This is a genomic window from Azospirillum sp., assembly GCF_050789165.1.
This window is the reverse complement of sequence record NZ_JBOZRT010000047.1, coordinates 1-24280: the sequence shown is the minus strand read 5'-3', so window position 1 is coordinate 24280 and position 24280 is coordinate 1. Positions and strand designations below refer to the sequence as shown.

Annotated in this window: 41 protein-coding genes and 1 pseudogene; 5 read left to right on the top strand and 37 right to left on the bottom strand. The window is 67.6% G+C overall.

The annotated features are described in order from the left end of the window. Positions 1 to 92: 92 nt before the first annotated feature. Together ACRWK7_RS10475 and ACRWK7_RS10470 are read left to right on the top strand one after the other, a co-directional pair. A complete protein-coding gene (locus ACRWK7_RS10475) occupies positions 93 to 974 on the top strand; it encodes a YgfZ/GcvT domain-containing protein (RefSeq protein ID WP_431856151.1) in 882 nt (293 codons plus the stop codon). 136 nt (positions 975 to 1110) lie between these two features. Then, on the top strand, positions 1111 to 1701 hold the full coding sequence (locus ACRWK7_RS10470; protein ID WP_431856150.1) for a PRC-barrel domain-containing protein: 591 nt from the start codon (positions 1111 to 1113) through the stop codon (positions 1699 to 1701). 55 nt (positions 1702 to 1756) lie between these two features. On the opposite strand, the gene ACRWK7_RS10465 is transcribed toward ACRWK7_RS10470, so the two are convergent. The 3 genes from ACRWK7_RS10465 to ACRWK7_RS10455 are packed head-to-tail and all read right to left on the bottom strand — an operon-like array spanning position 1757 to position 4165. Continuing rightward, the gene (locus ACRWK7_RS10465; protein ID WP_431856149.1) at positions 1757 to 2452 is read right to left on the bottom strand and encodes an ATP12 family chaperone protein; all 696 of its coding nucleotides are present in this window, start codon (positions 2450 to 2452) and stop codon (positions 1757 to 1759) included. Then, the gene (locus tag ACRWK7_RS10460; protein ID WP_431856148.1) at positions 2449 to 3129 is read right to left on the bottom strand and encodes an HAD-IA family hydrolase; all 681 of its coding nucleotides are present in this window, start codon (positions 3127 to 3129) and stop codon (positions 2449 to 2451) included. Before ACRWK7_RS10460 ends, ACRWK7_RS10465 begins: the two co-directional genes overlap by 4 nt. 43 nt (positions 3130 to 3172) lie before the next feature. Beyond that, positions 3173 to 4165, bottom strand: coding sequence for an RluA family pseudouridine synthase (locus tag ACRWK7_RS10455; protein ID WP_431856147.1), 993 nt, complete (start codon positions 4163 to 4165; stop codon positions 3173 to 3175). 124 nt (positions 4166 to 4289) lie between these two features. On the opposite strand from ACRWK7_RS10455, the gene ACRWK7_RS10450 reads away from it, so the two are divergent. Then, positions 4290 to 4862 carry a cysteine hydrolase family protein gene (locus ACRWK7_RS10450; RefSeq protein WP_431856146.1) on the top strand — a complete coding sequence of 191 codons (573 nt, stop codon included), beginning with the start codon at positions 4290 to 4292 and terminating at the stop codon, positions 4860 to 4862. Here the strand turns inward: ACRWK7_RS10450 and ACRWK7_RS10445 are convergent. Genes ACRWK7_RS10445 through ACRWK7_RS10425 form a run of 5 tightly spaced genes read right to left on the bottom strand, consistent with a single transcriptional unit; the run spans position 4849 to position 8085 of the window. Further along, positions 4849 to 5724 carry a hypothetical protein gene (locus ACRWK7_RS10445; protein WP_431856145.1) on the bottom strand — a complete coding sequence of 292 codons (876 nt, stop codon included), beginning with the start codon at positions 5722 to 5724 and terminating at the stop codon, positions 4849 to 4851. The two genes, ACRWK7_RS10450 and ACRWK7_RS10445, sit on opposite strands and share 14 nt — an antisense overlap. Beyond that, positions 5721 to 6065, bottom strand: a complete 345-nt coding sequence (locus ACRWK7_RS10440; protein WP_431856144.1) for a DUF190 domain-containing protein — start codon at positions 6063 to 6065, stop codon at positions 5721 to 5723. Before ACRWK7_RS10440 ends, ACRWK7_RS10445 begins: the two co-directional genes overlap by 4 nt. Before the next feature lie 2 nt (positions 6066 to 6067). Next, entirely contained in the window at positions 6068 to 6460 is a 393-nt protein-coding gene (gene crcB / locus ACRWK7_RS10435; protein ID WP_431856143.1) for a fluoride efflux transporter CrcB, read from the bottom strand. Next, positions 6457 to 7779 (bottom strand): replication-associated recombination protein A, encoded by a 1323-nt coding sequence (locus ACRWK7_RS10430; protein WP_431856142.1) that lies wholly within the window; start codon positions 7777 to 7779, stop codon positions 6457 to 6459. Before ACRWK7_RS10430 ends, crcB begins: the two co-directional genes overlap by 4 nt. Positions 7780 to 7800: 21 nt before the next feature. Next, entirely contained in the window at positions 7801 to 8085 is a 285-nt protein-coding gene (locus ACRWK7_RS10425; RefSeq protein ID WP_431856141.1) for a hypothetical protein, read from the bottom strand. Between the two features lie 111 nt (positions 8086 to 8196). On the opposite strand from ACRWK7_RS10425, the gene ACRWK7_RS10420 reads away from it, so the two are divergent. Beyond that, positions 8197 to 8460, top strand: a complete 264-nt coding sequence (locus ACRWK7_RS10420) for a hypothetical protein (RefSeq protein WP_431856140.1) — start codon at positions 8197 to 8199, stop codon at positions 8458 to 8460. Positions 8461 to 8686: 226 nt separating this feature from the next. Here the strand turns inward: ACRWK7_RS10420 and ACRWK7_RS10415 are convergent, their stop codons facing one another. The 28 genes from ACRWK7_RS10415 to rpsJ form a co-directional block, all read right to left on the bottom strand. Then, positions 8687 to 9265, bottom strand: a complete 579-nt coding sequence (locus ACRWK7_RS10415) for a YqaA family protein (RefSeq protein ID WP_431856139.1) — start codon at positions 9263 to 9265, stop codon at positions 8687 to 8689. 113 nt (positions 9266 to 9378) lie between these two features. Further along, positions 9379 to 9798: a 50S ribosomal protein L17 gene (rplQ, locus tag ACRWK7_RS10410; protein WP_431856138.1), complete on the bottom strand. Its 420-nt coding sequence runs from the start codon at positions 9796 to 9798 to the stop codon at positions 9379 to 9381. 141 nt (positions 9799 to 9939) lie between these two features. Next, positions 9940 to 10959 carry a DNA-directed RNA polymerase subunit alpha gene (locus ACRWK7_RS10405; RefSeq protein ID WP_431856137.1) on the bottom strand — a complete coding sequence of 340 codons (1020 nt, stop codon included), beginning with the start codon at positions 10957 to 10959 and terminating at the stop codon, positions 9940 to 9942. 131 nt (positions 10960 to 11090) lie between these two features. Beyond that, the gene (rpsK, locus tag ACRWK7_RS10400) at positions 11091 to 11489 is read right to left on the bottom strand and encodes a 30S ribosomal protein S11 (RefSeq protein ID WP_012974490.1); all 399 of its coding nucleotides are present in this window, start codon (positions 11487 to 11489) and stop codon (positions 11091 to 11093) included. A 12-nt stretch (positions 11490 to 11501) separates the two neighbouring features. Further along, a complete protein-coding gene (gene rpsM / locus ACRWK7_RS10395; protein WP_431856136.1) occupies positions 11502 to 11870 on the bottom strand; it encodes a 30S ribosomal protein S13 in 369 nt (122 codons plus the stop codon). A 221-nt stretch (positions 11871 to 12091) separates the two neighbouring features. Then, on the bottom strand, positions 12092 to 12739 hold the full coding sequence (locus ACRWK7_RS10390; protein ID WP_431856135.1) for an adenylate kinase: 648 nt from the start codon (positions 12737 to 12739) through the stop codon (positions 12092 to 12094). Then, entirely contained in the window at positions 12736 to 14076 is a 1341-nt protein-coding gene (gene secY / locus ACRWK7_RS10385) for a preprotein translocase subunit SecY (protein ID WP_431856134.1), read from the bottom strand. Before secY ends, ACRWK7_RS10390 begins: the two co-directional genes overlap by 4 nt. A 138-nt stretch (positions 14077 to 14214) precedes the next feature. Then, complete coding sequence (gene rplO / locus ACRWK7_RS10380; RefSeq protein ID WP_431856133.1) at positions 14215 to 14700, bottom strand: 50S ribosomal protein L15; 486 nt, start codon at positions 14698 to 14700, stop codon at positions 14215 to 14217. A 4-nt stretch (positions 14701 to 14704) separates the two neighbouring features. Continuing rightward, positions 14705 to 14896, bottom strand: a complete 192-nt coding sequence (rpmD, locus tag ACRWK7_RS10375) for a 50S ribosomal protein L30 (RefSeq protein WP_431856132.1) — start codon at positions 14894 to 14896, stop codon at positions 14705 to 14707. A gap of 2 nt (positions 14897 to 14898) precedes the next feature. Beyond that, complete coding sequence (rpsE, locus tag ACRWK7_RS10370) at positions 14899 to 15477, bottom strand: 30S ribosomal protein S5 (protein ID WP_431856131.1); 579 nt, start codon at positions 15475 to 15477, stop codon at positions 14899 to 14901. A 13-nt stretch (positions 15478 to 15490) separates the two neighbouring features. Next, complete coding sequence (gene rplR, locus ACRWK7_RS10365; protein WP_431856130.1) at positions 15491 to 15853, bottom strand: 50S ribosomal protein L18; 363 nt, start codon at positions 15851 to 15853, stop codon at positions 15491 to 15493. Between the two features lie 7 nt (positions 15854 to 15860). Further along, positions 15861 to 16394, bottom strand: a complete 534-nt coding sequence (rplF, locus tag ACRWK7_RS10360) for a 50S ribosomal protein L6 (protein ID WP_431856129.1) — start codon at positions 16392 to 16394, stop codon at positions 15861 to 15863. 12 nt (positions 16395 to 16406) lie between these two features. After that, on the bottom strand, positions 16407 to 16805 hold the full coding sequence (gene rpsH / locus ACRWK7_RS10355) for a 30S ribosomal protein S8 (RefSeq protein WP_109120107.1): 399 nt from the start codon (positions 16803 to 16805) through the stop codon (positions 16407 to 16409). Between the two features lie 13 nt (positions 16806 to 16818). Next, positions 16819 to 17124: a 30S ribosomal protein S14 gene (gene rpsN / locus ACRWK7_RS10350; protein ID WP_431856128.1), complete on the bottom strand. Its 306-nt coding sequence runs from the start codon at positions 17122 to 17124 to the stop codon at positions 16819 to 16821. A 21-nt stretch (positions 17125 to 17145) separates the two neighbouring features. Next, a complete protein-coding gene (rplE, locus tag ACRWK7_RS10345; protein WP_431856127.1) occupies positions 17146 to 17688 on the bottom strand; it encodes a 50S ribosomal protein L5 in 543 nt (180 codons plus the stop codon). An 11-nt stretch (positions 17689 to 17699) separates the two neighbouring features. Then, positions 17700 to 18017 (bottom strand): 50S ribosomal protein L24, encoded by a 318-nt coding sequence (gene rplX, locus ACRWK7_RS10340; RefSeq protein ID WP_431856126.1) that lies wholly within the window; start codon positions 18015 to 18017, stop codon positions 17700 to 17702. Continuing rightward, positions 18017 to 18385, bottom strand: a complete 369-nt coding sequence (gene rplN, locus ACRWK7_RS10335; RefSeq protein ID WP_109120103.1) for a 50S ribosomal protein L14 — start codon at positions 18383 to 18385, stop codon at positions 18017 to 18019. Before rplN ends, rplX begins: the two co-directional genes overlap by 1 nt. A gap of 17 nt (positions 18386 to 18402) precedes the next feature. After that, positions 18403 to 18657 (bottom strand): 30S ribosomal protein S17, encoded by a 255-nt coding sequence (gene rpsQ / locus ACRWK7_RS10330; protein WP_109120102.1) that lies wholly within the window; start codon positions 18655 to 18657, stop codon positions 18403 to 18405. Between the two features lie 14 nt (positions 18658 to 18671). Then, a complete protein-coding gene (rpmC, locus tag ACRWK7_RS10325) occupies positions 18672 to 18878 on the bottom strand; it encodes a 50S ribosomal protein L29 (protein WP_431856125.1) in 207 nt (68 codons plus the stop codon). Next, entirely contained in the window at positions 18875 to 19306 is a 432-nt protein-coding gene (rplP, locus tag ACRWK7_RS10320; protein WP_431856124.1) for a 50S ribosomal protein L16, read from the bottom strand. Before rplP ends, rpmC begins: the two co-directional genes overlap by 4 nt. 14 nt (positions 19307 to 19320) lie before the next feature. Further along, positions 19321 to 20085, bottom strand: a complete 765-nt coding sequence (gene rpsC / locus ACRWK7_RS10315; protein ID WP_431856123.1) for a 30S ribosomal protein S3 — start codon at positions 20083 to 20085, stop codon at positions 19321 to 19323. Position 20086: 1 nt separating this feature from the next. Further along, positions 20087 to 20479 (bottom strand): 50S ribosomal protein L22, encoded by a 393-nt coding sequence (gene rplV / locus ACRWK7_RS10310; RefSeq protein WP_109120098.1) that lies wholly within the window; start codon positions 20477 to 20479, stop codon positions 20087 to 20089. 3 nt (positions 20480 to 20482) lie between these two features. Beyond that, positions 20483 to 20761: a 30S ribosomal protein S19 gene (gene rpsS, locus ACRWK7_RS10305; RefSeq protein WP_014241034.1), complete on the bottom strand. Its 279-nt coding sequence runs from the start codon at positions 20759 to 20761 to the stop codon at positions 20483 to 20485. 12 nt (positions 20762 to 20773) lie between these two features. Then, positions 20774 to 21598 carry a 50S ribosomal protein L2 gene (rplB, locus tag ACRWK7_RS10300; protein WP_431856122.1) on the bottom strand — a complete coding sequence of 275 codons (825 nt, stop codon included), beginning with the start codon at positions 21596 to 21598 and terminating at the stop codon, positions 20774 to 20776. 16 nt (positions 21599 to 21614) lie between these two features. Further along, on the bottom strand, positions 21615 to 21932 hold the full coding sequence (locus ACRWK7_RS10295; protein ID WP_109120095.1) for a 50S ribosomal protein L23: 318 nt from the start codon (positions 21930 to 21932) through the stop codon (positions 21615 to 21617). Beyond that, positions 21929 to 22549, bottom strand: coding sequence for a 50S ribosomal protein L4 (gene rplD, locus ACRWK7_RS10290; RefSeq protein ID WP_431856121.1), 621 nt, complete (start codon positions 22547 to 22549; stop codon positions 21929 to 21931). Before rplD ends, ACRWK7_RS10295 begins: the two co-directional genes overlap by 4 nt. Before the next feature lie 5 nt (positions 22550 to 22554). Continuing rightward, on the bottom strand, positions 22555 to 23265 hold the full coding sequence (gene rplC / locus ACRWK7_RS10285; RefSeq protein ID WP_431856120.1) for a 50S ribosomal protein L3: 711 nt from the start codon (positions 23263 to 23265) through the stop codon (positions 22555 to 22557). 65 nt (positions 23266 to 23330) lie between these two features. Beyond that, the gene (rpsJ, locus tag ACRWK7_RS10280; RefSeq protein WP_014241039.1) at positions 23331 to 23639 is read right to left on the bottom strand and encodes a 30S ribosomal protein S10; all 309 of its coding nucleotides are present in this window, start codon (positions 23637 to 23639) and stop codon (positions 23331 to 23333) included. On the opposite strand from rpsJ, the gene ACRWK7_RS10275 reads away from it, so the two are divergent. After that, on the top strand, positions 23638 to 23889 hold the full coding sequence (locus ACRWK7_RS10275; RefSeq protein ID WP_431856119.1) for a hypothetical protein: 252 nt from the start codon (positions 23638 to 23640) through the stop codon (positions 23887 to 23889). The genes rpsJ and ACRWK7_RS10275 overlap by 2 nt on opposite strands. 152 nt (positions 23890 to 24041) lie before the next feature. Here ACRWK7_RS10275 and tuf read toward each other — a convergent pair. Further along, a pseudogene (gene tuf, locus ACRWK7_RS10270) lies at positions 24042 to 24280 on the bottom strand (elongation factor Tu); the annotation flags it as partial.

Below are 24280 nucleotides of genomic sequence, written 5' to 3'. Positions count from 1 at the left end.
CCCGCTGAGCGCCGATGGTACGACCAGCGCCGCGAACCTCTTGTTAGCCGCGCCCGATGCCGCCAAGTTTGAGGCCTGACACGGAGGACGGAATGGCCGAGACGACCGGATGCGTGGTTCTGGAGCAGCGCGGTGTGCTGGCGGTGACGGGCGAGGACCGCGTGGCGTTCCTGCAGGGGCTGGTGTCCAACGACATGCGCGCGGTGACGCCCGAACGCGCCGTCTACAGCCTGCTCCTGACGCCGCAAGGCAAGTACCTGCACGACTTCATGGTGGTCGCCGAGGGCGACGCGCTGCTGCTGGACGTCGAGGCGGCGCGGCGCGACGACCTGCTGAAGCGGCTGCGGATGTACAAGCTGCGCTCAAAGATCGCGCTGGAGGACCGCACGGCCGAGCGCATGGTGGTGGCGCTGCTCGGCCCGGACGCGGCGGCCAGGGCCGGACTGCCGGCGGAGCCGGGCGTGGCCGGGGCGTTCGCCGGGGGGGTCGCCTTCACCGACCCGCGCGCGGCGGATCTGGGCGTCCGAGCCATCCTGCCGGCCGGAACCGACCTCACGGCGCTGGGACTCGGCGTCCTGCCGTTCGAGGCGTGGGACTCGCGGCGGCTGGAGCTGGGCATCCCGGACGGCAGCCGCGACCTGGAGGTCGAGAAGGCGATCCCGCTGGAGAACAACCTGGACGCCTTCAACGCCATCTCCTGGGACAAGGGCTGCTACATGGGCCAGGAGCTGACGGCCCGCACCCGCTACCGCGCGCTGATCAAGAAGAAGCTGGTGCCGGTGACGCTGGACGGCCCCCTGCCCGCCCCCGGGACGCCGGTCCGCCTGGGCGACCGGGAGGCCGGCGAAATGCGAAGTGGATTGCAGAATCGGGCACTTGCCATGCTGCGCCTGGAAGATTTGGAACGCGCCGCGAAAGAACAGATCGCATTTCAATCCGGTGACACCATGGTCACACCACGAACGCCTTCATGAACATTGGTACCGGAACTATACTTTCGACCAAGGGGTGCCACCAAAGATATCCTTGGGCGCGGGACTAGTTCGCTCTCTCCGGTGTTGTTAGGGCTGCCATGGACGACGAACCATGCAGAACGAGGAGGAGAGAACCATGCGCAAGACCCTGATCGCGGCCGTTTCGACGCTGGCGCTGATGACCGGCGCGGCGTTCGCCCAGTCCACCACCGGCACGACCGCCGGCGGCTCGACCGGCAGCGGCGGCACGACGACCAATTCGCCGGCGATGCAGCGGACCGACAGCACGGCCGCCACCTCGGCCACCGGCGCCAGCAGCGCCACCCTCGCCAGCGCCGAGAAGCTGCTGGGCAAGAACGTCTACGGCAAGAACGACGAGAAGATCGGCGAGGTCGACGACATCATCCTCGACCCGGCGTCCGGTCAGGCCAAGCAGCTCGTCCTGTCGTCGGGCGGCTTCCTCGGCATCGGCGACAAGAAGGTCGCCATCGACTTCAATCAGGCCAAGTGGAACGACGCCGACAACCGTCTGCACGTCGCGACGCTGGGCCGCGACGACGTCAAGGCGATGTCCGAGTTCAAGTACGACGACCGCATGACGTCGCTGAACCGCAACCGCGACGCGCACAAGAACGACGCCTCGACGGCGCCGGCCAACCAGCGCTCCACCACCGGCACCACCAACCCGGCGGTCCCGCCGAGCGGCACGAGCCAGCCGAAGCAGTAACGCGCTTCGCACGAAAGGAACCCCCGCAGCCATCCCTGCGGGGGTTCTTTTTGTTTCAGCCCGCCAGCAGATCCACGAACCGCCGCGAAGCCTCGATGTCGGCCCGCAGCGCGGCGCGGCGCTTGGTGCTCTCGGCGTCCTCGCCCCACTGCTCGACCTGCCAGGTCTCGTCCACCTGGGACGCCTCGAAGGCCTCGGCGGAGTCGATGCGACGCTCGATCAGAGCCAGCGCCAGCACCAGCGAGCCGCAGGCCGCCGTGGCGTCCTGCAGGGCGCTCAGCGCCCAGTCGTCGTAGGCGTCCACGGCGCTGCGCAGCGCGCGGGTGGCGTCCTCGGGCTGGGGCTTGGGCATCAGGCCGGCGTGCACGTGCAGCGGCGCGTCGTAGCGCAGCGTCGCCCAGTCGAGGATCGGCTGCCACTGGCGGGCCTGACGGTCGACCAGTTCGCGCGGGTGTTCGGCGCGGTAGCACAGCAGGTCGGTCTCGGCGTACTTGGCCACGCCCTCGACGATGGCCGCGCGGTTCTTCGCCACCACGTCCACCGCGGTGCTGGCCAGCTGCATCATCGGCATGGAATGCGCGTCGATCTGCTCGCCCTGCGCCTCCCACTCGCCGGCCACCGCCTGGGCCAGGGCCTCGCTGCGGAGCACCAGCGGCGCCTTGGCCGGGCTGCGCACCGGACGGCCGTCCAGCCGCACCTCCCAGCCGCCATCCACCGCCGCGACGCTCACCGCCTTGTAGAAACGCTTCATCGCCTGCCTTCCAGAAGATCGAGCACCGCCGCGGCGACCTGCGCGCCGCCATCGACGATGCGGTCGGCGCCGGCCGCGCGAAGCTCCGGCACCTCGTGATAGCCCCAGGACACGCCGACCGACGCGATGCGGGCGTTGCGCGCCATCTGGATGTCGTAGGTGGTGTCGCCGATCATCACCGTGGCGGCCGGCTCCACGCCGGTCTCCGCCAGCGCGCGGTGCACCATGTCCGGATGCGGCTTGCCGGGGCCGGCGTCGGCGGTCTGCAGGGTGACGAAGCGGTGCGTCAGCCCGTGCCGCTCCAGAACCGAGCGCAGGCCGCGCATCGACTTCCCCGTGGCGACGCCGAGCAGCACGCCCGCCGCCTCAAGCGCGTCCAGCGTCTCGGCAATGCCGGGGAACAGAGGCTCCTCCAGCACGCCGCGCTGGCGGCGGGCCGCGAAGGCGTCCTTGTAGGAGTCGGCGACGGCGACGTGCAGGTCGTCGCCCAGGCCGGGCAGCAGCGCGGCCACCGCCGGCACCAGCGACAGGCCGACGACGCGGCGCACCGCGGTCGGGTCGGGCTCACCCAGGCCGTGGGCGCGCCACGCCTCCGTCATCGAATCGACGATGGCGTGCTGGCTGTCGACGAGGGTGCCGTCGCAGTCGAACAGGGCGAGACGGAGAGGTTTGGTCATGCGGGGTGACAGGTGGGGTGCTGCGGCGGCGCGCTCAAGGTTTTCAATCGACCTCGGCGAACGGGTCGCCCTTCAGGTTGCCGCTGAAGCCCAGGTACTTCCAGGTCGCCTGCATGTGCTCCGGCAGCGGCGCGGTGACGTCGATCGGCTTGCCGCCGCGCGGGTGCGGGATGATCAGGCGGCGGGCATGCAGGTGCAGCTTCTTCGGCACTTCGGCGCCGGGCAGGAAGGCACCCTGCCCGCCGTACTTGCCGTCGCCGAGGATCGGCGTGCCGATGGCCGCCATGTGGACGCGCAGCTGGTGGGTGCGCCCGGTGCGCGGCCACAGCGCCACGAAGGCGGCTTCCTTGCCGGCGTTCTCCAGCACCGAGAAGTAGGTGAGCGCCCGCTTGCCCTCGTCCTCGTCGGTGGCGACGCGCTCGCCGTGGCTGCTGCCCTCCTTGGCCAGGGCGAGGTCGATCTTGCCCTGGTAGGGCTTCGGCACGCCGACGGTGGCCGCCCAGTAGATCTTGCGGGCGTCGCGGCCGCGGAACGTCTCGGCCAGCCGGCTGGCGGCGAACACCGTGCGCGCCAGCAGCAGCACGCCGGAGGTGTCCTTGTCCAGCCGGTGCACCAGCCGCGGACGCTCGGCCGAGCCGAAGCGCAGCGCGTCCAGCATGGCGTCCAGGTGCTTGGAGGTGCCGGTGCCGCCCTGCACGGCCAGCCCGGCCGGCTTGTCGATGGCCAGCACGTCGTCGTCCTTGAAGAGGACGCGGGCCTGGAGGGCGGCCACCTCCTTGTCGCTGATCAGCGGCTGCGGCTTGGCGCGCGGCGCGCCGACGGACTCGGCGGGGACGTTCAGCGGCGGCACGCGGATCGCCTGCCCCGCCTCGAGCCGGGTGGCGGCGTCGGCGCGCTTGCCGTCGACGCGGACCTGGCCGGTGCGCAGCAGCTTCTGCAAGTGGCCGTGCCCGAGGTCCGGGTAGTGCCGCTTGAACCAGCGATCCAGGCGGATGTCCGCCTCGTCCGCCGAAACCGTCCGTGTCTCAACCGCCATGGTGCCGCTCCGCTCGAAAAGTGGGCGCATTTGACAGAAGTCGGGCGCCGTTGTCACGCGGACTGGTCGGCCACCCGCCGCAATGGCACCATGCGCGCTCCGCTTTTCCCTCCGGAGATCCACCGTGCCCGCCCTGCCCGCCACCGCCGCCCTGCTGATCGTGGACGTGCAGAAGGCCATCGACGATCCGCGCTGGGCCGTGCAGGGGCCGCGCAACAACCCGCAGGCCGAGGGCAACGTCGCCGCGCTGCTGTCCGCGTGGCGGCGCACCGGGCGGCCGGTCGTCCATGTCCGCCACGATTCCACGGAGCCGGAGTCCACCTACCGCCCCGGCAGCGCCGGCCACGCCTTCAAGGCGGAGGCGCAGCCCCTTCCCGGCGAACTCGTGGTGGGCAAGTCCACCAACAGCGCCTTCATCGGCACCGGGCTGGAGGCGTGGCTGGCGGAGCAGGGCTGCGCGACGCTGGTCATCGCCGGAGTGGTCACCAACAACAGCGTCGAGGCGACGGCGCGCATGGCCGGCAACCTGGGCTTCGACACCCACGTAGTGGCCGACGCGTGCTTCACCTTCGGCAAGCGCGACCGCACCGGCCGGCAATGGACCGCCGAACAGGTGCACGAGCTGTCGCTCGCCAACCTGGACGGGGAGTACGCGCGGATCGTCGAGACGGCGGACGTGCTGGCTATGGCGCATTAGCCCGGTCCCCGACTCCGAAGATCCAGCCCTCCTGGCGGCGGGCGGCATCGTCCAGCGCGGACGGCGACCAGACCTCCGGCCGGGCCGCCAGCCAGCGCAGTCCGGCCGCGGAGACCAGCGCATCGGCGTCGTGGTCGCTGACGGCCGCGGACAGTGCGGCGGGCCGCGAACCGAGATGGGCGAGCGCGGCGTCCACGTCCTCCGGCGCGCGGATCTTGCGCAGGCCGAAGCCCACGCGCTTGAGGAACAGGCGCGGGTAGATCTCCACGAACACCGTCCGGCCCGGCGCCGGCGCCTCGAACGGCCAGACGGAGAACCGCGGGTCGGCGGCCCGCAGCGCCCGCAGCATGCGGATACCGGCCAGCGCGCCGCGGCCGACCTGCTTGGAACCGATCAGCTTGTACGGGCTCTGCGGCGAGCCATAGCCGTCCGCGCGGCAGACTCGCTCGGTCAGGCGGTGCGGGTCGGTGTACCACGCCGGCTGCCGGCCGCCGGTCCAGAAGCCGGCGGCGAACACGGGATGCTCGGCGAAGGGGCCGCCGAGGAAGTCGGGGTGCTCGGCCGTGGCCTGCTCGATCAGATCCCACAGCTCGAAGGCGGTGGCCTCGGCCGGGAAATAGCTGCGGGCGATGGCGAAGGGCAGCGAGAAGGCGCAGTCGATGCCGACCAGCGCCGGGCCGCGCTCCAGCCCCGCACGCAGCCAGTCGAACACCGCCTGCCGCGACCACCAGCCGGTGGTCGGCTCCACCAGAGTGGGCGGGGCGTCGCCGGCCGCGCACTCGGCGACGGCGATTCCGGCGTAGCGCCTGCCCTTGGCGCCGGACCAGTCGATGGCGACGAAGCGGTCGAACGCCGGGATCACGGCGCCGGACGGTGGTCGCCGTAGCGGATCACCGTCGCCTTCTCCAGCGTGACGAGGCCACTGCCCATCATCGATTCCAGCCTCGGCAGGAAGGCCTGGATGCGTTCGTCGGAATCGACGATCTCGACAATGAACGGCAGGTCGTTGGACAGGCGCAGGATCTTCGCCGTGTGCACGCGGCTGGAGGCGCCGTAGCCCATCACCGCGCGGATCACCGTGGCGCCGGCCAGCCCGGCCTCGCGCGCCGCCATGACAATCGCTTCGTAGAGCGGCAGACCGCCGTGGCGGTCCAGCTCGCCGACGAAGATGCGCAGCAGGGTGGCTGTTTCCGGCATCGGCATGGTCAGGTCCCCCTGTTCAACAGCGCCGCGGCGACGTGCCCGGCCCACACCGCCACCATGCACAACACGAACGACCCGACGGTGTTCGCAGCGGCCCGCGCCCACTCGCCGTCCTGCACGAGGGTCAGCGTCTGCAGGCTGAAGGAGGAGAAGGTGGTGAAGCCGCCGCAGATGCCCACCATGACGAAGACCCGCGCGTCGGAGGGCACCAGCAGCCGCCCGTCCGGCCCGGTCAGCGTGGCGGTGAAGCCGATGATGAAGGACCCGACGACGTTGACCACGAGCGTTCCCCACGGGAACGTCGCCCCGAACGCGTTGGCGACGGCACCCGACGCCCAGTAGCGCGCGATGGAGCCGATGGCGCCACCGATGGCGACCCAGAGATAGGTCGTCATGATTCGCCCGCCTTCCGCTCCCTGATCTTCGCCCAGTAGTCCAGCCGCTTGCGGATCTCCCGCTCGAAGCCGCGCTCCACCGGCTGGTAGAACGCGCGCCGCGCCATGCCGTCGGGGAAGTAGTTCTGGCCGGAGAAGCCCTCCGCCGTGTCGTGGTCGTACTCGTAGCCCTTGCCGTAGCCGATCTGCTTCATCAGCTTGGTCGGCGCGTTCAGGATGTGCTTGGGCGGCATCAGCGAGCCGGTCTCGCCCGCGGCGCGCACCGCCGCCTTGTACGCCGTGTAGGCGGCGTTCGACTTCGGCGCGGTGCCCAGGTAGATCACCAGTTGCGCGATGGCCAGCTCACCCTCCGGCGAGCCCAGACGCTCGTACGCCTCCCAGGCGGCCATGGCCTGGGTCAGCGCGTTGGGGTCGGCGAGGCCGATGTCCTCCACCGCGAAACGGCACAGGCGCCGCGCGATGTAGCGCGGGTCCTCGCCGCCGGCCAGCATGCGCGCGTACCAGTACAGCGCCGCGTCGGTGTCGGAGCCGCGCAGCGACTTGTGCAACGCGCTGATGAGGTTGTAGTGCCCCTCCTGCGCCTTGTCGTACAGCGGCGCCCGACGCTGGATCGTCGTGGTCAGGGCGTTGGTGTCGAGCACCGTGCCCTCGGGGAGGGCGAACAGCTCCTCGCACAGGTTCAGGCAGAAGCGGCCGTCGCCGTCGGCCATCGCCTTCAGCGCGGCGCGCGCATCCGCGTCGAGCGGCAGCGGGCGGCCGACCTCCGCCTCGGCGCGGCTCAGCAGCTTCTCCAGCGCCGTGTCGTCCAGGCGGTTCAGCACGAACACCTGGGCGCGGCTGAGCAAGGCGGCGTTCAGTTCGAAGGAGGGGTTCTCGGTGGTGGCGCCGACCAGCGTCACCGTGCCGTCCTCCACGTAGGGCAGGAAGCCGTCCTGCTGCGAACGGTTGAAGCGGTGGATCTCGTCGATGAACAGCAGCGTCCCCTGCCCGGCCGAGCGCCGGGCGCGCGCCCCTTCGAACACCTTGCGCAAGTCGGCGACGCCGGAGAACACCGCCGACAGCGGCTCGAAGTGCAGGTCGGTGGTCTGCGCCAGCAGCCGGGCGATGGTGGTCTTGCCGCAGCCCGGCGGCCCCCACAGGATCATGGACGCCAGACGGTGCGCCGCCACCATACGGCCGACCGGCCCGTCGGGCTTCAGCAGATGCTCCTGCCCGACCACCTCGGCGAGCGTGCGCGGGCGCAGCCGGTCGGCCAGAGGCCGCGGGGCCTCCGATTCGAACAGGCTGTTTCCGGCGTCGCCGGGCGGCTTGCGGGCCATTAGGGGCACCCCGAGTCGGGCTTACTGCGTCGGCGCGCAGTTGCGGAAGCAGGAGCGCAGTTGCTCCTCGCAGCCGGCGGACGGGCCGAACAGGCGGTCGCGGCGCTCGTCCTCGCTACTGCGGCGCGGGGCCGACGAATCCATGCAGACACGGTAGCCGCGCTCGCAATGCGCCCGGCAATCCGGCCCGGCGACGGCTTCCGGCGAGGAGGTCCGCGACGGTTGCGAACGCTGGATCGGCATGCTGCAGCCGGCCAGCATCGTCAGCGCAACGGCGGCGACCAGGGCGGGGATCGGACGGAACATCGGCTTGCCTGCTTCCTTATCGTTGTATGGTGTGCCGGACGGCGCGCCCGGATCCGGCCCGGGGGCGTGGCCCACTATGCCGGGAACGCACGCGGAAAGGGAACGGCTCAAATGAATTCGCACATCCAGGACAAGCCGGCGCGCCGGCGCGGTACGGTGGTGTTTTTCGCCGTGCTTCTGGGCCTGGGCCTGCTGATGCTGGTCGGGCGGATGCTGGCGCTGCCCGGCTTCACGATCGGCGAAGCGCTCTTCCCGATCCTCGGCGGCGTGTTCATCGCCGCGGCGCTGGCCGTCATCGTGATGCGGGAGCGCCGCGAGCGCGCCCATATGACGCCCGAGGAGCGCAACCGGCAGGACCAAGGCACGCCGCGCTGAGACTCGGCCGCGCCATCCCGCGGGTTACGCGGTGGGGGCAACATTCACACGGATTTCACGGATTTAGGCACGGACTTCACGGATTTTTATGCTTGCCAGCTCTCAGACCTACCCGTCAGCCACAGCTGCGCACGAATAAAAGGATCCGTGTAATCCGTGAGAAAATCCGTGAAATCCGTGTGAACTCTGCTGTCCAGCGACGATCCTGAACCTATCCAATCGAACATCACACCAGCTTGAAGCTCAGCAGCCCGCCGATGACGATCACCAGCAGCACGGTGGTGACCAGCATCAGCCGCTTCTCGATGATCTCCTGCACCTGCGGGCCGTAGAAGTGCAGGAGAATGGCAATCATGTAGAATCGCGAGAAGCGCGCCACCACCGAGCACAGCATGAAGATGGTGAAGTCCAGCTTGGCGAAGCCGGCGGTGATGGTCAGCAGCTTGTACGGAATCGGCGTGACGCCCTTGAGGATCAGGAACCACGGGCCGTACAGCGCGAACATGTCCTGGAAGCGCTCGAACGAATCCTGGGCGTTGTAGAGGTCGATGACCATCCGCCCGACGCTCTCGAACAGGAAGTATCCGAGCGCGTAGCCGAAGGCGCCGCCGATGAGTGAAGCGAAGGCGCAGAGGTTGGTGTAGCGCCAGAGCTTCTTCGGCTGCGCCAGGCACATCGGCACCAGCATGATGTCCGGCGGCAGCGGGAAGAAGGAACTCTCGGCAAAGGACACGCCGGCCATCCACCACACCGCGTCCTTGCGGGCGGCGCGCGCCAGGATCCAGTTGTACAGCGGTCGCAACATGGAACGGTAACAGTCCCCTGAATGAGAAAGCCCCCTCCCCGGGCGAACCGGGAAGGGGGCCATCCTCGGCGGGTATGGGGATACCCGTCTATCGCAACAGTGTGACGCCGGTCTTACGACTCGGCCTCAGCCTCGGCGACCTCGACCGGGCCGCTGTCCTGGCCCTTGGCCTCCGGATCGCGGTCGACCAGCTCGATCACGCCCATGGCGGCGGCGTCGCCGTAGCGGAAGCCGGCCTTCAGCACGCGGCTGTAGCCGCCCTGGCGGTCCTTGTAGCGGTCGGCCAGGGTGGTGAACAGCTTGGTCACCATGGCGTCGTCGCGCAGCTGCGCGAACGCCAGGCGGCGGTTGGCGAGGCCACCCTGCTTGCCCAGCGTGATCAGCTTCTCGACGATCGGACGCAGCTCCTTGGCCTTCGGCAGGGTGGTCTTGATCTGCTCGTGCTTGATCAGCGCGTTCGCCATGTTCGAGAACATGGCCTTGCGGTGGGTGGTGGTCTTGCTCAGCTTACGTCCAGCAATGCCGTGACGCATGGCGATTCCCTCTCATGGCTTGGCCCCCCTCGGGGAGCCGATGGTGATCCCCACCGCCCTTGGTCCGGTACGGTGCGGGGTGGGCCGAAATGGCCCGGGAAGAACGCCGGAGCCTTGCGGCCCCGGCGTGGCAACGGGTGCTTAGTACGGCTCTTCCAGACGCTTGGCCAGTTCCTCGATGTTCTCGGGCGGCCAGTTCGGGATTTCCATACCCAGGTGCAGGCCCATCTGGGCGAGCACTTCCTTGATCTCGTTCAGCGACTTGCGGCCGAAGTTCGGGGTGCGGAGCATCTCCGCCTCGGTCTTCTGCACCAGGTCGCCGATGTAGACGATGTTGTCGTTCTTCAGGCAGTTCGCCGAACGGACCGACAGCTCCAGCTCGTCCACCTTGCGGAGCAGGTTCTTGTTGAACGGAACCTCCTCGTGCTTCTCCTCGGCGACGTGGTGCGTCGGCTCCTCGAAGTTGATGAACAGCTGCAGCTGGTCCTGCAGGATGCGGGCGGCGAGCGCCACCGCGTCGTCCGGACGGACGGCGCCGTTGGTCTCGATGCTCATCGACAGCTTGTCGTAGTCGGTGACCTGCCCGACGCGGGCGTTGTCGACCTTGTACGACACCTTGCGCACCGGCGAGAACAGCGCGTCCACCGGGATCAGGCCGATCGGCGCGTCCTCGGGGCGGTTCTGGCTGGCCGGGACGTAGCCCTTGCCGGTCTCGACCGTCAGCTCCATGTTCAGCCGCGCGCCGGAGTCCAGCGTGCAGATGACCAGATCCGGGTCCATGACCTGGATGTCGGCGCCGGTCTCGATCATGCCGGCCTTGACCTCGCCCGGGCCTTCGGCGCGCAGGCGCATCCGCTTCGGACCGTCGCCGTGCATGCGCAGGCCCATCGTCTTGATGTTCAGGACGATGTCGGTCACGTCCTCACGGACGCCGGGGATCGAGGAGAATTCGTGCAGCACGCCGTCGATGTGGATCGACGTGACGGCGGCGCCCTGGAGCGAGGAGAGCAGAACGCGGCGCAGCGCGTTGCCCAGCGTCAGGCCGAAGCCACGCTCCAGCGGCTCGGCAACCAGCGTCGCGACGCGGTCGGCGTCGTCGCCCGGGTTGATCTCGAGCTTGGAGGGCTTGATCAGCTCTTGCCAGTTCTTCTGAAGGGCCACGGAAGTACCTCATGCCATCGGGGTGGAACGAACCCGCGGGGCCCGGTCCGTTCCAATGCAGCGGCGGCCGCGATGGCAGCGGCCGCCTGTCCCGGAACGGTGAGCCCCGCGGGTGCGGGTAGACGCAGAAATCAGACGCGACGCTTCTTCGGCGGACGGACGCCGTTGTGCGGGATCGGCGTGACGTCGCGGATCGAGGTGATCTGGAAGCCGATCGACTGCAGGGCGCGCAGCGCCGACTCACGGCCCGAACCCGGACCCTTCACCTCGACCTCGAGGGTCTTCATGCCGTGCTCCTGGGCCTTGCGGCCGGCGTCCTCGGCAGCCACCTGGGCGGCGTAGGGGGTCGACTTGCGCGAACCCTTGAAGCCCATGGTGCCCGACGACGACCAGGCAATGGTGTTGCCCTGCGCGTCGGTGATGGTGATCATCGTGTTGTTGAACGAGGCGTTCACGTGCGCGACGCCGGCGGTGATGTTCTTGCGCTCGCGGCGGCGGAGGCGCTGCGAAGCGGCGGACGGCTTGGCCATGGACCGAGTTCCTTACTTCTTCTTGCCGGCGATCGGCTTGGCCGGACCCTTGCGGGTGCGGGCGTTCGTGTGGGTGCGCTGACCGTGGACCGGCAGGCCCTTGCGGTGGCGCAGGCCACGGTAGCAAGCCATGTCCATCAAACGCTTGATGTTCATCGCCGTCGCACGACGCAGGTCGCCTTCGACCTGGTAGTCGGCGTCGATGGTCTCGCGGATGCGCAGGACCTCGTCGTCGGTCAGCTGGTTCACCCGACGCTCGGCCGGGATGTTCAGCTTGCCGCAGATCTCCTTGGCCTTGGCCGGACCAATGCCGTGAATGTAGGTCAACCCGATCTCCACGCGCTTCTGCGCGGGGATGTTGACGCCAGCGATACGCGCCACGTTGCTCTCCTCGATATCTCAACGATGCCCTTCATGGGCATCTACACACCGATCACGCCGCGAATCCGTTGCGCACGATTCAAGACGCAAAACGTCGCCCGGGGCCACCTTGGCCGCGGGAGGTGGTGGACTATAGAAAAATGCGGACGCTTGTCAAGCGCGCAAAACAGAAAGGGGCAGCACGACGGCCGCCCCTTCCCTCCTCTTCCGGCGAACCGGCCTTACTGGCCGACGATCGCCGCGATCTGCTCGGTCACCACGTCGATGTCGGCCATGCCGTCCACCGACTTCAGCACGCCGCGATCCCGGTAGTAGGGCAGGATCGGCGCGGTCTGCGCGTGGTACTGGTCGAGGCGGGTCTTCACCGTCTCGGCGTTGTCGTCGGCGCGGCGCTTGAACTCGGTCGAGCCGCAGACGTCGCACACCCCGGCGACCGCCGGCTTCTCGAACGAGTCGTGGTAGCCCTTGCCGCACTTGGCGCAGGTGTAGCGGCCGGTGATGCGCTCGGTCAGCGCCGCGTCGTCGACCTTCATCTCGATCACGTGGTCGAGCTTCAGGCCCTTGTCGGCCAGCATCCGGTCGAGCGCCTCGGCCTGCGCCACCGTGCGCGGGAAGCCGTCGAGGATGAAGCCGGCCTTGACGTCCGGCTGGTCGATTCGATCGGAGATCATCTGGATGACCAGCTCGTCCGGGACGAGCTTGCCGGCCGTCATGATCTCCTTGGCCTGCTGGCCGAGCGGGCTGCCGCTGGCGACGAGCGCCCGCAGCATGTCGCCGGTGGAGAGCTGCACGAGACCGCGCGCGTCCTCGAGACGGCGGGCCTGGGTTCCCTTACCCGCACCCGGCGGACCAAGCAGGATCAAATTCATTTCTTCCCCCGAAGCTTCGCTTTCTTGATCAACCCCTCATACTGGTGAGCCAGCAGATGGGAGTGGATCTGTCCGACCGTGTCCATCGTGACCGACACCACGATCAGCAGACTGGTGCCGCCGAAATAGAACGGAACGGACTGCTGAGCAATCAGAAACTCGGGGAGCAGGCAGACAACCACCAGGTAGGCGGAGCCGATCACCGTCAACCGGGTCAGCACGTAGTCCAGGTAGTCCGACGTGTTCTTGCCCGGACGGATGCCCGGGATAAAGCCGCCGTACTTGCGCAGGTTGTCGGCCGTCTCGGTCGGGTTGAAGACGATGGCGGTGTAGAAGAAGCAGAAGAAGACGATCAGCGCGGCGTACAGGAACATATAGACGGGCGTGCCGTGCGCGATGATGCGCGACACCGTCTGCAGCCATTCCGGCCCCTCGCCGCCGGCGAAGCCGACCGCGGTCAGCGGCAGCAGCAGCAGCGACGACGCGAAGATCGGCGGAATGACGCCCGAGGTGTTGAGCTTCAGCGGCAGGTGCGTCGATTCGCCGCCCATCATGCGGTTGCCCATCTGGCGCTTGGGGTACTGCACCAGCAGGCGGCGCTGCGCGCGCTCCATGAAGACGATGAAGAACACCACGCCGACCGCCATCAGCAGCATGAAGATGATGAAGACGGTCGAGAGCGCGCCGGTGCGGCCCAACTCCAGCGTGCTGGCCAGCGCCTTCGGCAGCTCGGCGACGATGCCGGCGAAGATGATGAGCGAGGTGCCGTTGCCGATGCCGCGGGCGGTGATCTGCTCGCCCAGCCACATCAGGAACAGCGTGCCGCCGACCAGCGTGATGACCGCGGTCAGGCGGAAGAACATCCCAGGGTCGGTGACCGCCGGCCCCATGGAGCCGGTCATGCTCTCCATGCCCACGGCGATGCCCCAGGCCTGCACGGTGGCCAGCAGGACGGTGCCGTACCGGGTGTACTGGTTGAGCTTCTTGCGGCCGGCCTCGCCCTCCTTCTTCAGCGCCTCCATCTGCGGCGACACGGCGGTCAGCAGCTGCACGATGATGGACGCCGAGATGTACGGCATGATGTTGAGCGCGAAGATGGTCATGCGCTGCAACGCGCCGCCGGCCAGCATGTCGAACATGCCCAGGATGCCGCCGCCCTGGCGGCGGAAGACGTCGGCGAGAACGTTGGGATCGATGCCCGGCAGCGGAATGTAGGTGCCCAGGCGGTAGATGATCAGGGCGCCCAGGGTGAACCAGATGCGCTTCTTCAGCTCGGTCGCCTTCGCGAACGCGCCGAAGTTGATGTTCGCGGCAAGCTGTTCGGCCGCTGATGCCATGGCTTCTGTCCCTCGATCCGAATCTTTTGTGTGAGCCACTCGTGCGGACGGGGCGGCCCTGAAAGCAGGACCGCCCCTCGCAGTGTCGCTTCTTGGTGACGGAAGCGCCCTCCCCCGTCAAGGGTCAGGCGCACCCGGTCACTCGGCCGCTTCGGCCTTCGGCTCGGTCACCGTGACGGTGCCGCCGGCCTTCTCGACGGCCTCGATGGCCGCCTGGGAAGCGCCGGTCACGGTGACGTTCACCTTGGCGGTGAGCGCACCCTTGGCCAGCAGGCGGACGCCGTCCACCTTCGCCTTGCCCACGAGGCCGGCGGCCTGCAGGGCGGCGGCGTCGATGGCGTTGGCGATGTCCAGCTTGCCCGCGTCGATCGCCTTCTGGATCGAGCCCAGGTTGACGACCGCGTACTCCTTGCGGAACGGCTTGCTGAAGCCGCGCTTCGGGAGACGGCGGTGCAGCGGCATCTGGCCGCCTTCGAAGCCGTTGATGGCGACGCCGGTGCGCGAGGTCTGACCCTTCACGCCACGGCCGCCGGTCTTGCCCTTGCCCGAGCCGATACCGCGGCCGACGCGCATGCGCTCCTTGCGGGCACCGGGATTGTCCCGGAGATCATTGAGCTTGGTCATGCCTTCAGCCCTCGTTCTCGACGCGGACCAGATGCGCGACCTTGGCGATCATGCCGCGCACGGCCGGAGTGTCCTCCAGCTCGCGGGTCCGGTTCAGCTTGTTGAGGCCCAGACCGACCAGCGTGTCCCGCTGGTCCTTGCGGCGGCCGATCGGGCTGCCGATCTGGGTGACGACGACGGTCTTCTTGTCGGCCATGATCAAGCCTCCTGAGCGCCGGCGCCGGCGCCGGTCTCGCGCTTGCCGAGGATGTCGCTGACGCGACGGCCGCGGCGGGCGGCCACCGAACGCGGGCTGACCACCTGGGTCAGCGCGTCGAAGGTCGCCTTGATCATGTTGTGCGGGTTCGAGGTGCCGATCGACTTGGTCACCACGTCGGCCACGCCGAGCGCCTCGAAGATGGCGCGCATCGGACCACCCGCGATGATGCCGGTACCGGCCGGAGCCGCACGCAGCACGACCTTGCCGGCACCGTAGTGGCCGAAGGTGTCGTGATGCAGGGTGCGACCCTCGCGCAGCGGCACCCGGATCATGCCGCGCTTGGCCTGATCGGTCGCCTTGCGGATGGCCTCCGGAACCTCACGGGCCTTGCCGGAGCCGTAGCCGACCCGACCCTTGCCGTCACCGACGATGACCAGGGCGGCGAAGCCGAAGCGACGGCCGCCCTTTACCACCTTGGCGACGCGGTTGATCCCGACGAGCTTCTCGATCAGCTCGCTCTCTTCACGCTCGCGCGGCTGCCGATCGCGGTCGCCCCGTTCGCCTCTTTCACGTGCCATATCAGGGACTCCCTTAGAACGACAGCCCGCCCTCGCGGGCGGCCTCGGCCAGGGCCTTGACCCGACCGTGGTAGAGGTTGCCGCCGCGGTCGAAGACGACCTCGGTGACGCCGGCAGCCTTGGCGCGCTCGGCGATCAGGGCGCCGATGCGCTTGGCCGCCTCGACGTTGCCGCCGTGCTTCAGCTCCGCGCGGAGATCCTTCTCCAGCGACGACGCGGCCGCGACGGTGCGGCCGTCGGCGTCGAGGATGATCTGCGCGTAGATGTGCAGGTTGGTGCGGTGGATGGACAGGCGAGGCCGCCCACCAGCCTTCTTCGCGATCTGAGCGCGCACGCGTTGCTTGCGACGCTCCTGGAGTTGCTTGGAGTTCAGCATGGCGGGCCTACTTCTTCTTGCCTTCCTTGCGGAGGATGGTCTCGGTGTCGTACTTGATGCCCTTGCCCTTGTACGGCTCCGGCTTCTTCCAAGCGCGGATCTCGGCAGCCACCTGCCCGACCTTCTGCTTGTCGTAGCCAGTCACCGAAATGGCGGTGGGCTTGTCGCACTTGATCGAGATGCCCTCCGGGATCGGGTACTTGACGTCGTGCGAGTAGCCGAGCTGCATGACCAGCTCCTTGCCCTGCACGGCGGCACGGTAGCCGACGCCGTTGATCTCCATGTTGATCGTATAGCCCTGCGACACGCCGACGACCAGGTTGTTCACCATGGTGCGCGAGGTGGCCCACATGACGCGGCCACGCTTGCTGTCGTTGCGGGGCTTGACGACGACCTTGCCGTCCTCGAGGGAGGCGAGGATGTCGTCGATCAGGGTCACGCTGAGCTGACCCAGCTTGCCCTTGGCGGTGACGGTCTGGCCATCGACGCGGACGTCGACCTCGGCCGGGACGGTCACCGGATGCTTGCCAATGCGCGACATCGGGTCAGCTCCTTAGAACACGCGGCAGAGGACTTCGCCGCCGACGTTGGCGGCGCGGGCCTCGTTGTCCGACATGACACCGCGCGGCGTCGAAAGGATCGCGATGCCGAGGCCGTTGTAGACCCGCTGCATGTCGGCGATCTTCGAGTAGACGCGGCGACCGGGCTTCGACACGCGGGAGATCTCCTTAATGACAGGCTCTCCCTCGTGGTACTTCAGCTCGATCTTCAGGTTGCTAACGCCGGGACGCACTTCTTCCTGGGCGTAGCCACGGATGTAGCCTTCGCGCTTCAGCACCTCCAGCACGGACGTGCGGAGCTTGGAAGCCGGGCTTTCCACAGACGACATGCGTGCACGCTGGCCGTTGCGGATGCGGGTCAGCATATCGCCGAGGGGATCGCTCAAAGCCATCTTGCGGTCCTCCTTACCAGCTCGACTTCACCATGCCCGGGATCTGGCCGGTGGAGGCCAGTTCGCGGAGCGCGATGCGCGACAGTTTGAACTTGCGATAGAAAGCGCGCGGGCGGCCGGACAGCTCACACCGGTTGCGGATGCGCACCTTCGACGAATTGCGGGGAAGCTCGGCGAGCTTCAGACGGGCCTGGAACTGCTCCTCGGGCGAGAGCGAGCGGTCCTTGGCGATCGCCTTCAGCTTGGCGCGCTTGTTGGCGAACTGCTTCACCATCTTCGCGCGGCGCTTGTTCTTCTCGACAGCGCTGGTCTTAGCCATGGATGTACTAGCTCCTGCCTATCAGGCCACGAACGGCATGTCGAAGCCCTTGAGGAGAGCCTTGGCCTCCTTGTCGGTCTTCGCCGAGGTGACGATGATGATGTCCATGCCGCGGATCTGATCGATCTTGTCGTAATCGATCTCCGGGAAAATGATCTGCTCCTTCAGGCCCATGGCGTAGTTGCCACGGCCGTCGAAGCTCGTGCCGGACACGCCGCGGAAGTCGCGGACGCGCGGCAGCGCGATCGTGATCAGACGGTCCAGGAACTCGTACATGCGCTCACGGCGCAGGGTCACCTTGCAGCCGATCGCCATGTTCTCGCGCAGCTTGAACTGGGCGATCGACTTGCGCGACTTGGTGATCACCGGCTTCTGGCCGGAGATGGCCTGCAGGTCGGCGACCGCGCTCTGGATCTTCTTGGAGTCGGCGACAGCCTCGCCGACACCCATGTTGATGACGATCTTCTCCAGCCGCGGAACTTGAAGGTCGTTCCCGTAGCCGAACTCAGTCTTGAGCGCGGCGCGGATCTTGGAGTCGTAGATGTCCTTAAAACGTGCAGCCATGGTCCGGGCCCTCAAAGATCGATGGTCTCGCCGGACCGCTTGGCGACACGCACCTTGCGGCCGTCCTCCAGGACCTTGAAGCCGACGCGGGTCGGCTTGCCGTCCTTCGGATCGACGTGAGCGACGTTGGAGACGTGGATCGGCGCCTCGACCTCGACGATGCCGCCCTGCGAGCGGGCCGACGGACGGGTGTGCTTCTTGACGACATTCACACCCGCAACGACGACGCGCTCTTCCTTCGGGAGCACCTTCACGACCTCGCCGGTCTTGCCCTTGTCCTTGCCGGACAGGACGACGACCTTGTCCTTGGTCTTGATCTTCTGGGCCATCACAGCACCTCCGGCGCCAGCGAGATGATCTTCATGAACTTCTTCGCGCGCAGCTCGCGGGTGACCGGCCCGAAGATACGGGTGCCGATCGGCTCGCCCTGCTTGTTGATCAGCACGGCGGCGTTGCGGTCGAAGCGGATCGCCGAGCCATCGTCGCGGCGCAGTTCCTTCGCGGTGCGGACGATGACGGCGCGATGCACGTCACCCTTCTTCACGCGGCCCTTCGGAATCGCCTCCTTGACCGACACCACGATGATGTCGCCCACGGAAGCCACCTTCCGCTTGGAACCGCCAAGCACCTTGATGCACTGCACCCGGCGCGCCCCGCTGTTGTCGGCGACTTCCAGGTTGGTTTGCATCTGAATCATGGATTAGACCTCTCTAATCACGCGGCGCCGGTCGAGCCGGCGGACTCCGTCACGACCGTCCAACGCTTGCGCTTGGAGATCGGGCGGCACTCGATGATCGAAACCGTATCGCCGGCCTTGAACGAGTTGTTCTCGTCGTGGGCGGCGTACTTCTTCGACTGACGGATGAACTTCTTGTACACGGGGTGCATCACGCGACGCTCGACGAGGACGATCACCGTCTTGTCGCCCTTGTCGCTGACCACCGTGCCCTGCAGAACGCGGCGAGGCATTGGTAGTCTCCCTCTTACTTCGCGGCCGCGGCGGCGTTGGCACGCTCGCCGAGGATGGTCTTGATGCGCGCGATATCGCGACGCACCGCACGAACCCGCGCCGTGTTCTCCAGCTGGCCGGAGGCCTTCTGGAAGCGCAGGTTGAACTGCTCCTTCTTGAGCTGGAGGAGCTGGTCGTTCAGCTCGTCCGCGCTCTTGGTACGGATGTCCTGGGCCTTCATGCCGCAGTCTCCTCAGCACCGCCGAGGCGGGTGACGATCTTGGTCTTGATCGGCAGCTTGGCAGCCGCCAGCTCGAACGCCAGCTTGGCCACGTCGAACGGGACGCCGTCCAGCTCGAACATGATGCGGCCAGGCTTGACGCGGGCCGCCCAGTACTCGGGCGAGCCCTTACCGGAGCCCATGCGGACCTCGGCCGGCTTGCTGGTGACCGGGACGTCCGGGAAAATGCGGATCCAGACGCGGCCCTGACGCTTCATGGCGCGGGTGATCGCGCGGCGGGCCGCCTCGATCTGCCGGGCCGTGACGCGCTCGGGCTCCATGGCCTTGAGGCCGTAGGCGCCGAAGTTCAGCTCGTAGCCGCCCTTCGCCACGCCGTGGATGCGGCCCTTGAAGGCCTTGCGGTACTTCGTACGCTTGGGGGAAAGCATCGCTCTCTATCCCTTTACTGGGCGTCGCGGCGGTCGCGGCGGTCGCGACGGTCACCGCGGTCCTCGCGGTCGCGGCGCTCGCGGCGCGGCTGGTGCTCGCCGTCGGTGGAGACCGGCTCGCCGGCCATACGCTTGTCCTGGGCCATCGGATCGTGGGCGAGGATCTCGCCCTTGAACACCCACACCTTGACACCGCAGGTGCCGTAGGTGGTCTTGGCGGTGCCGATGCCGTAGTCGATGTCCGCACGCAGCGTGTGCAGCGGAACACGACCCTCGCGGTACCACTCCATGCGGGCGATTTCCGCACCGCCCAGGCGACCCGAGCAGTTGATCCGGATGCCCTGGGCGCCCAGGCGCATGGCCGACTGCACGGCGCGCTTCATGGCGCGACGGAAGGCGACGCGGCGCTCGAGCTGGCTGGCGATGTTCTCGGCGATCAGGCGGGCGTCGATCTCCGGCTTGCGGATCTCGATGATGTTCAGGCTCACTTCCGAGCCCGTCATCTTCGCCAGTTCGCCGCGCAGCTTCTCGATGTCCGCACCCTTCTTGCCGATCACCACGCCCGGACGGGCCGAGTGGATGGTGACGCGGGCCTTCTTGGCCGGACGCTCGATGACGACGCGCGAGCAGCCGGCCTGCTTGAGGCGCTCCTGCAGAAACTCACGCAGCTTCAGGTCCTGGTGCAGCAGCTTGGCGTAGTCGCGACCGGCGAACCAGCGGCTGTCCCAGGTGCGGTTGATGCCGACCCGGAGGCCGATCGGATTGACTTTCTGACCCATCTTACTCGGCCCCTTCGGCGGCTTCCTCGCGCTCGCGCACGATGATCGTCAGATTGGAGAACGGCTTCATGACGCGGGCGCCACGGCCGCGGGCGCGGGCGTGGAAGCGCTTCATGACCAGCGCCTTGCCGACCGTGGCGGTGGCGACGTAGAGCTTGTCCACGTCCAGCTGGTGGTTGTTCTCCGCGTTGGCGATCGCGGCCTGCAGGACCTTCTTCACCTGGCCGGCGATGCGGCGCTTCGAGAAGGTCAGCTCGGCGACGGCACGGCTGGCGTCCATGTTGCGGATCAGCTGCGCGACGAGGTTGAGCTTCCGCGGGCTCGTCCGGATCATCGGATCGAACGCCTTGGCCTCGTTCTCAGCGGTGCGGCTGGGATTGGCGGGCTTGCCCATCGGTTACTTCCTCTTCGCCTTCTTGTCCGCCGCGTGGCCGTAGAAGGTCCGCGTCGGAGCAAACTCGCCGAACTTGTGACCGATCATGTTCTCGGTCACCAGCACCGGCAGAAACTTATGGCCGTTGTAAACGCCGAACGTGAGCCCGACGAACTGCGGCAGGATGGTCGAACGACGGGACCAGATCTTGATGATCTCGTTACGGCCCGAAGCCCGCGACTTGTCCGCCTTCTTCAGCAGATAGCCGTCGACGAACGGACCCTTCCAAACGGAACGTGCCACGGTCCGACCTCCTTACTTCGTCCGACGGCGCAGGATCAGGCCGTCAGTCTTCTTGTTGTGACGCGTCTTCTTGCCCTTGGTCGGCTTGCCCCACGGGGTGACCGGGTGACGGCCGCCCGAGGTGCGACCCTCACCACCACCGTGCGGGTGGTCGATCGGGTTCATGGCGACGCCGCGGACCGCCGGGCGCTGGCCGAGCCAGCGGTTGCGGCCGGCCTTGCCCAGATTGATGTTCATCTGGTCCGGGTTCGACACGGCGCCGATGGTGGCCATGCACTCGCCGCGCACCACGCGAACCTCGCCCGAGGGCAGCTTCAGCTGGGCGTAGCCGCTGTCGCGGCCGACCAGCTGCAGGTAGGTGCCGGCCGAACGGGCGATCTGGCCACCCTTGCCCGGCTTCAGCTCGACGTTGTGGATGATCGAGCCGACCGGGATGTTCTTCAGCGGCATCGCGTTGCCGGGCTTCACGTCCGCGCGCTCGCCGGAGATCACGGTGTCGCCCACCTTCAGGCGCTGCGGCGCCAGGATGTACGACAGCGTGCCGTCGGCGTACTTGATGAGCGCGATGAAGGCCGTCCGGTTCGGATCGTACTCCAGACGCTCGACCGTCGCCGGGACGTCGAACTTGCGGCGCTTGAAGTCCACCAGGCGGTAGACGCGCTTGTGACCACCGCCCATGCGGCGGGCGGTGATGCGGCCGGTGTTGTTACGGCCGCCAGACTTGGTCAGACCCTCGGTGAGAGCCTTGACCGGCTTGCCCTTGTACAGCTCCGAGCGGTCGACGATGACCAGCTGGCGGAGCGACGGCGTAATCGGGCGGTATTGCTTCAGAGCCATCGGATCACACTCCCGCTCAGATGCCCGTGGTCACGTCGATCTTGTTCCCCTCGGCGAGGGTCACGACGGCCTTCTTGAAGTCCGAGCGACGACCTTCGATGCCGCGGAAACGCTTGGTCTTGCCCTTGGAGATGAGCGTGTTCACCGCCGTCACCTTGACGTTGAACAGGCCTTCCACGGCAGCCTTGATTTCCGGCTTCGAGGCGGAGAGCGGCACCCGGAAGGTCACCTGGTTGTGCTCCGACGCCATCGTCGACTTCTCGGTGATCACCGGCGCCAGGATGAGGTCGTACATCCGCTCGCGGCTCACCGCAGGTTTCGACTGCTTGCTCATTTCAGACGAGCCTCCAGCTGCTCGACCGCGTTGCGGGTCAGGACCAGCGTGTCGCGGCGAAGAATGTCGTAGACGTTGGCGCCCTGCTCCGGCAGCACGTCCACCAACGGAATGTTGCGCGAGGCCTTGACGAAGTTCTCGTCGAGGTTCGCACCGTCGATGAACAGCACCGAGGTCAGGCCCAGCTTGGCGAAGCGGGCGACGAGCTCCTTCGTCTTGTGCGACTCGGCGGTGGCCGTGTCGAGGACGATGAGCTTGCCGTCGGCGGCCTTGGCCGACAGGGCGGTCTTGAGCGCCAGCTTGCGGACCTTCTTGGTCAGGCCGTGCTCGTGCGAGCGGACGACCGGGCCGAAGATGGTCGCGCCGCCGCGGAACTGCGGCGAGCGGGTCGAACCCTGGCGGGCGCGGCCGGTGCCCTTCTGCTTGTACGGCTTCTTGGTGGTGCCGCGGATCTCGCTGATGCCCTTGGTCTTGTGGGTACCGGCGCGGCGCTTGGCCAGCTGCCAGTTGACCATGCGGTGCAGCAGGTCGCTGCGGACCTGGAGGCCGAAGATCTCGTCGGCGAGCTCGATCTCGCCCACGGCTTCGTTGTTCAGGTTCTTGATGGTGGCCTTCATCGATCTCACTCCTGCGCCGCGGCCGGGGCTTCACCCGCCGGGGCAGCCTTGATCGCCGCCGGGAACGGCAGGCCGTCCGGCTGCTTGCGCTTCACGGCGTCGCGGATCTTGACCCAGCCGCCTTCGCTGCCGGGGACCGCGCCCTTGACCAGGATGAGGCCGCGGGCCTCGTCGACCGAGACGACCTTCAGGTTCATCACGGTGACCGTCTCGTCGCCGAGGTGGCCGGCCATCTTCTTGTTCTTGAAGACCTTGCCGGGATCCTGGCGGTTACCGGTGGAGCCATGCGAACGGTGCGACACGGACACGCCGTGCGAAGCGCGCAGACCGCCGAAGTTCCAGCGCTTCATGGCGCCGGCGAACCCCTTACCGATGGAGGTGCCCTGCACGTCCACGAACTGGCCGGGGATGAAGTGGGCCACCGACAGCTCGGCACCGACCTCGATCAGCGCGTCGGGGGTGACGCGGAATTCGACCAGCTTGCGCTTCGGCTCGACGCGCGCCTTGGCGAAATGCCCGCGCATCGGCTGGGTCACGTTCTTCACCTTGATCGCGCCGGCGCCGAGCTGAACGGCGGTGTAGCCGTCCTTGTCCTCGGTGCGAACGGCGACGACCTGGCAGTTGTCCACTTTCAGCACAGTCACCGGAACGTGCTCGCCCTCATCCGTGAAGATGCGGGTCATGCCCAGCTTCTGTGCGATCAGACCGGATCGCATTCTTGTTGTCTCCTTGCCAGGGACATCCGTTGGTGGAGAGGTCCCTTAACGACTCAAAACCAGACTTAGAGCTTGATCTCGACGTCCACGCCGGCGGCGAGGTCGAGCTTCATCAGCGCGTCAACCGTCTGCGGGGTCGGGTCCACGATGTCCAGGAGCCGCTTGTGGGTGCGGATCTCGAACTGCTCGCGGGACTTCTTGTCCACATGCGGCGAACGGTTGACGGTGAACTTTTCGATCTGCGTCGGCAGCGGGATCGGGCCCCGCACGCGCGCGCCGGTCCGCTTGGCGGTGTTCACGATCTCGCTGGTCGACTGGTCGAGCACGCGATGATCGAACGCCTTCAGGCGAATACGGATGTTCTGACTATCCATGTCCAAACGTCCCTTACACAACGTGGCGGTGACGCCGAGCGCCAACCGAACCTTGAACCTTGACCGGCAGGCCGGCCGCGCGCTTCCGCCCCGGCCGACCCTGTCGGAGGATCCGGCGGCGGCGCGTCCGGCAATGCAGGAACCGATGACGAAAAAAGAACACCCCGCCGCGGGCTGCGCGGATCGGGATGTTTTTGGCCGGGTTCGCTTGGAACTCCAGCGCTTCTTCTTCGTATCGGGCTGCGTCTAGGCCGAACGTGCCTACCACCAACCCTCAAACCAGAGGCCGGATGTTTATGCCTTGGCGCACCGGCTGTCAACCGGAATTCCACCGAAAGTCACAAAAGCAGAAAGCCGCCGGCCCGAGGGCCGGCGGCTTCCACCTTACGGCCGGCTGGGCCGTTACTCGATGATCTTGGCAACCACGCCGGCGCCGACGGTGCGGCCACCCTCGCGGATGGCGAAGCGCAGCCCCTCGTCCATGGCGATCGGGGCGATCAGGTGCACCTCGATGGCGACGTTGTCGCCCGGCATCACCATCTCCGTGCCCTCCGGCAGAACCACCTGGCCGGTCACGTCCGTCGTGCGGAAGTAGAACTGCGGGCGGTAGTTCGAGAAGAACGGCGTGTGACGGCCACCCT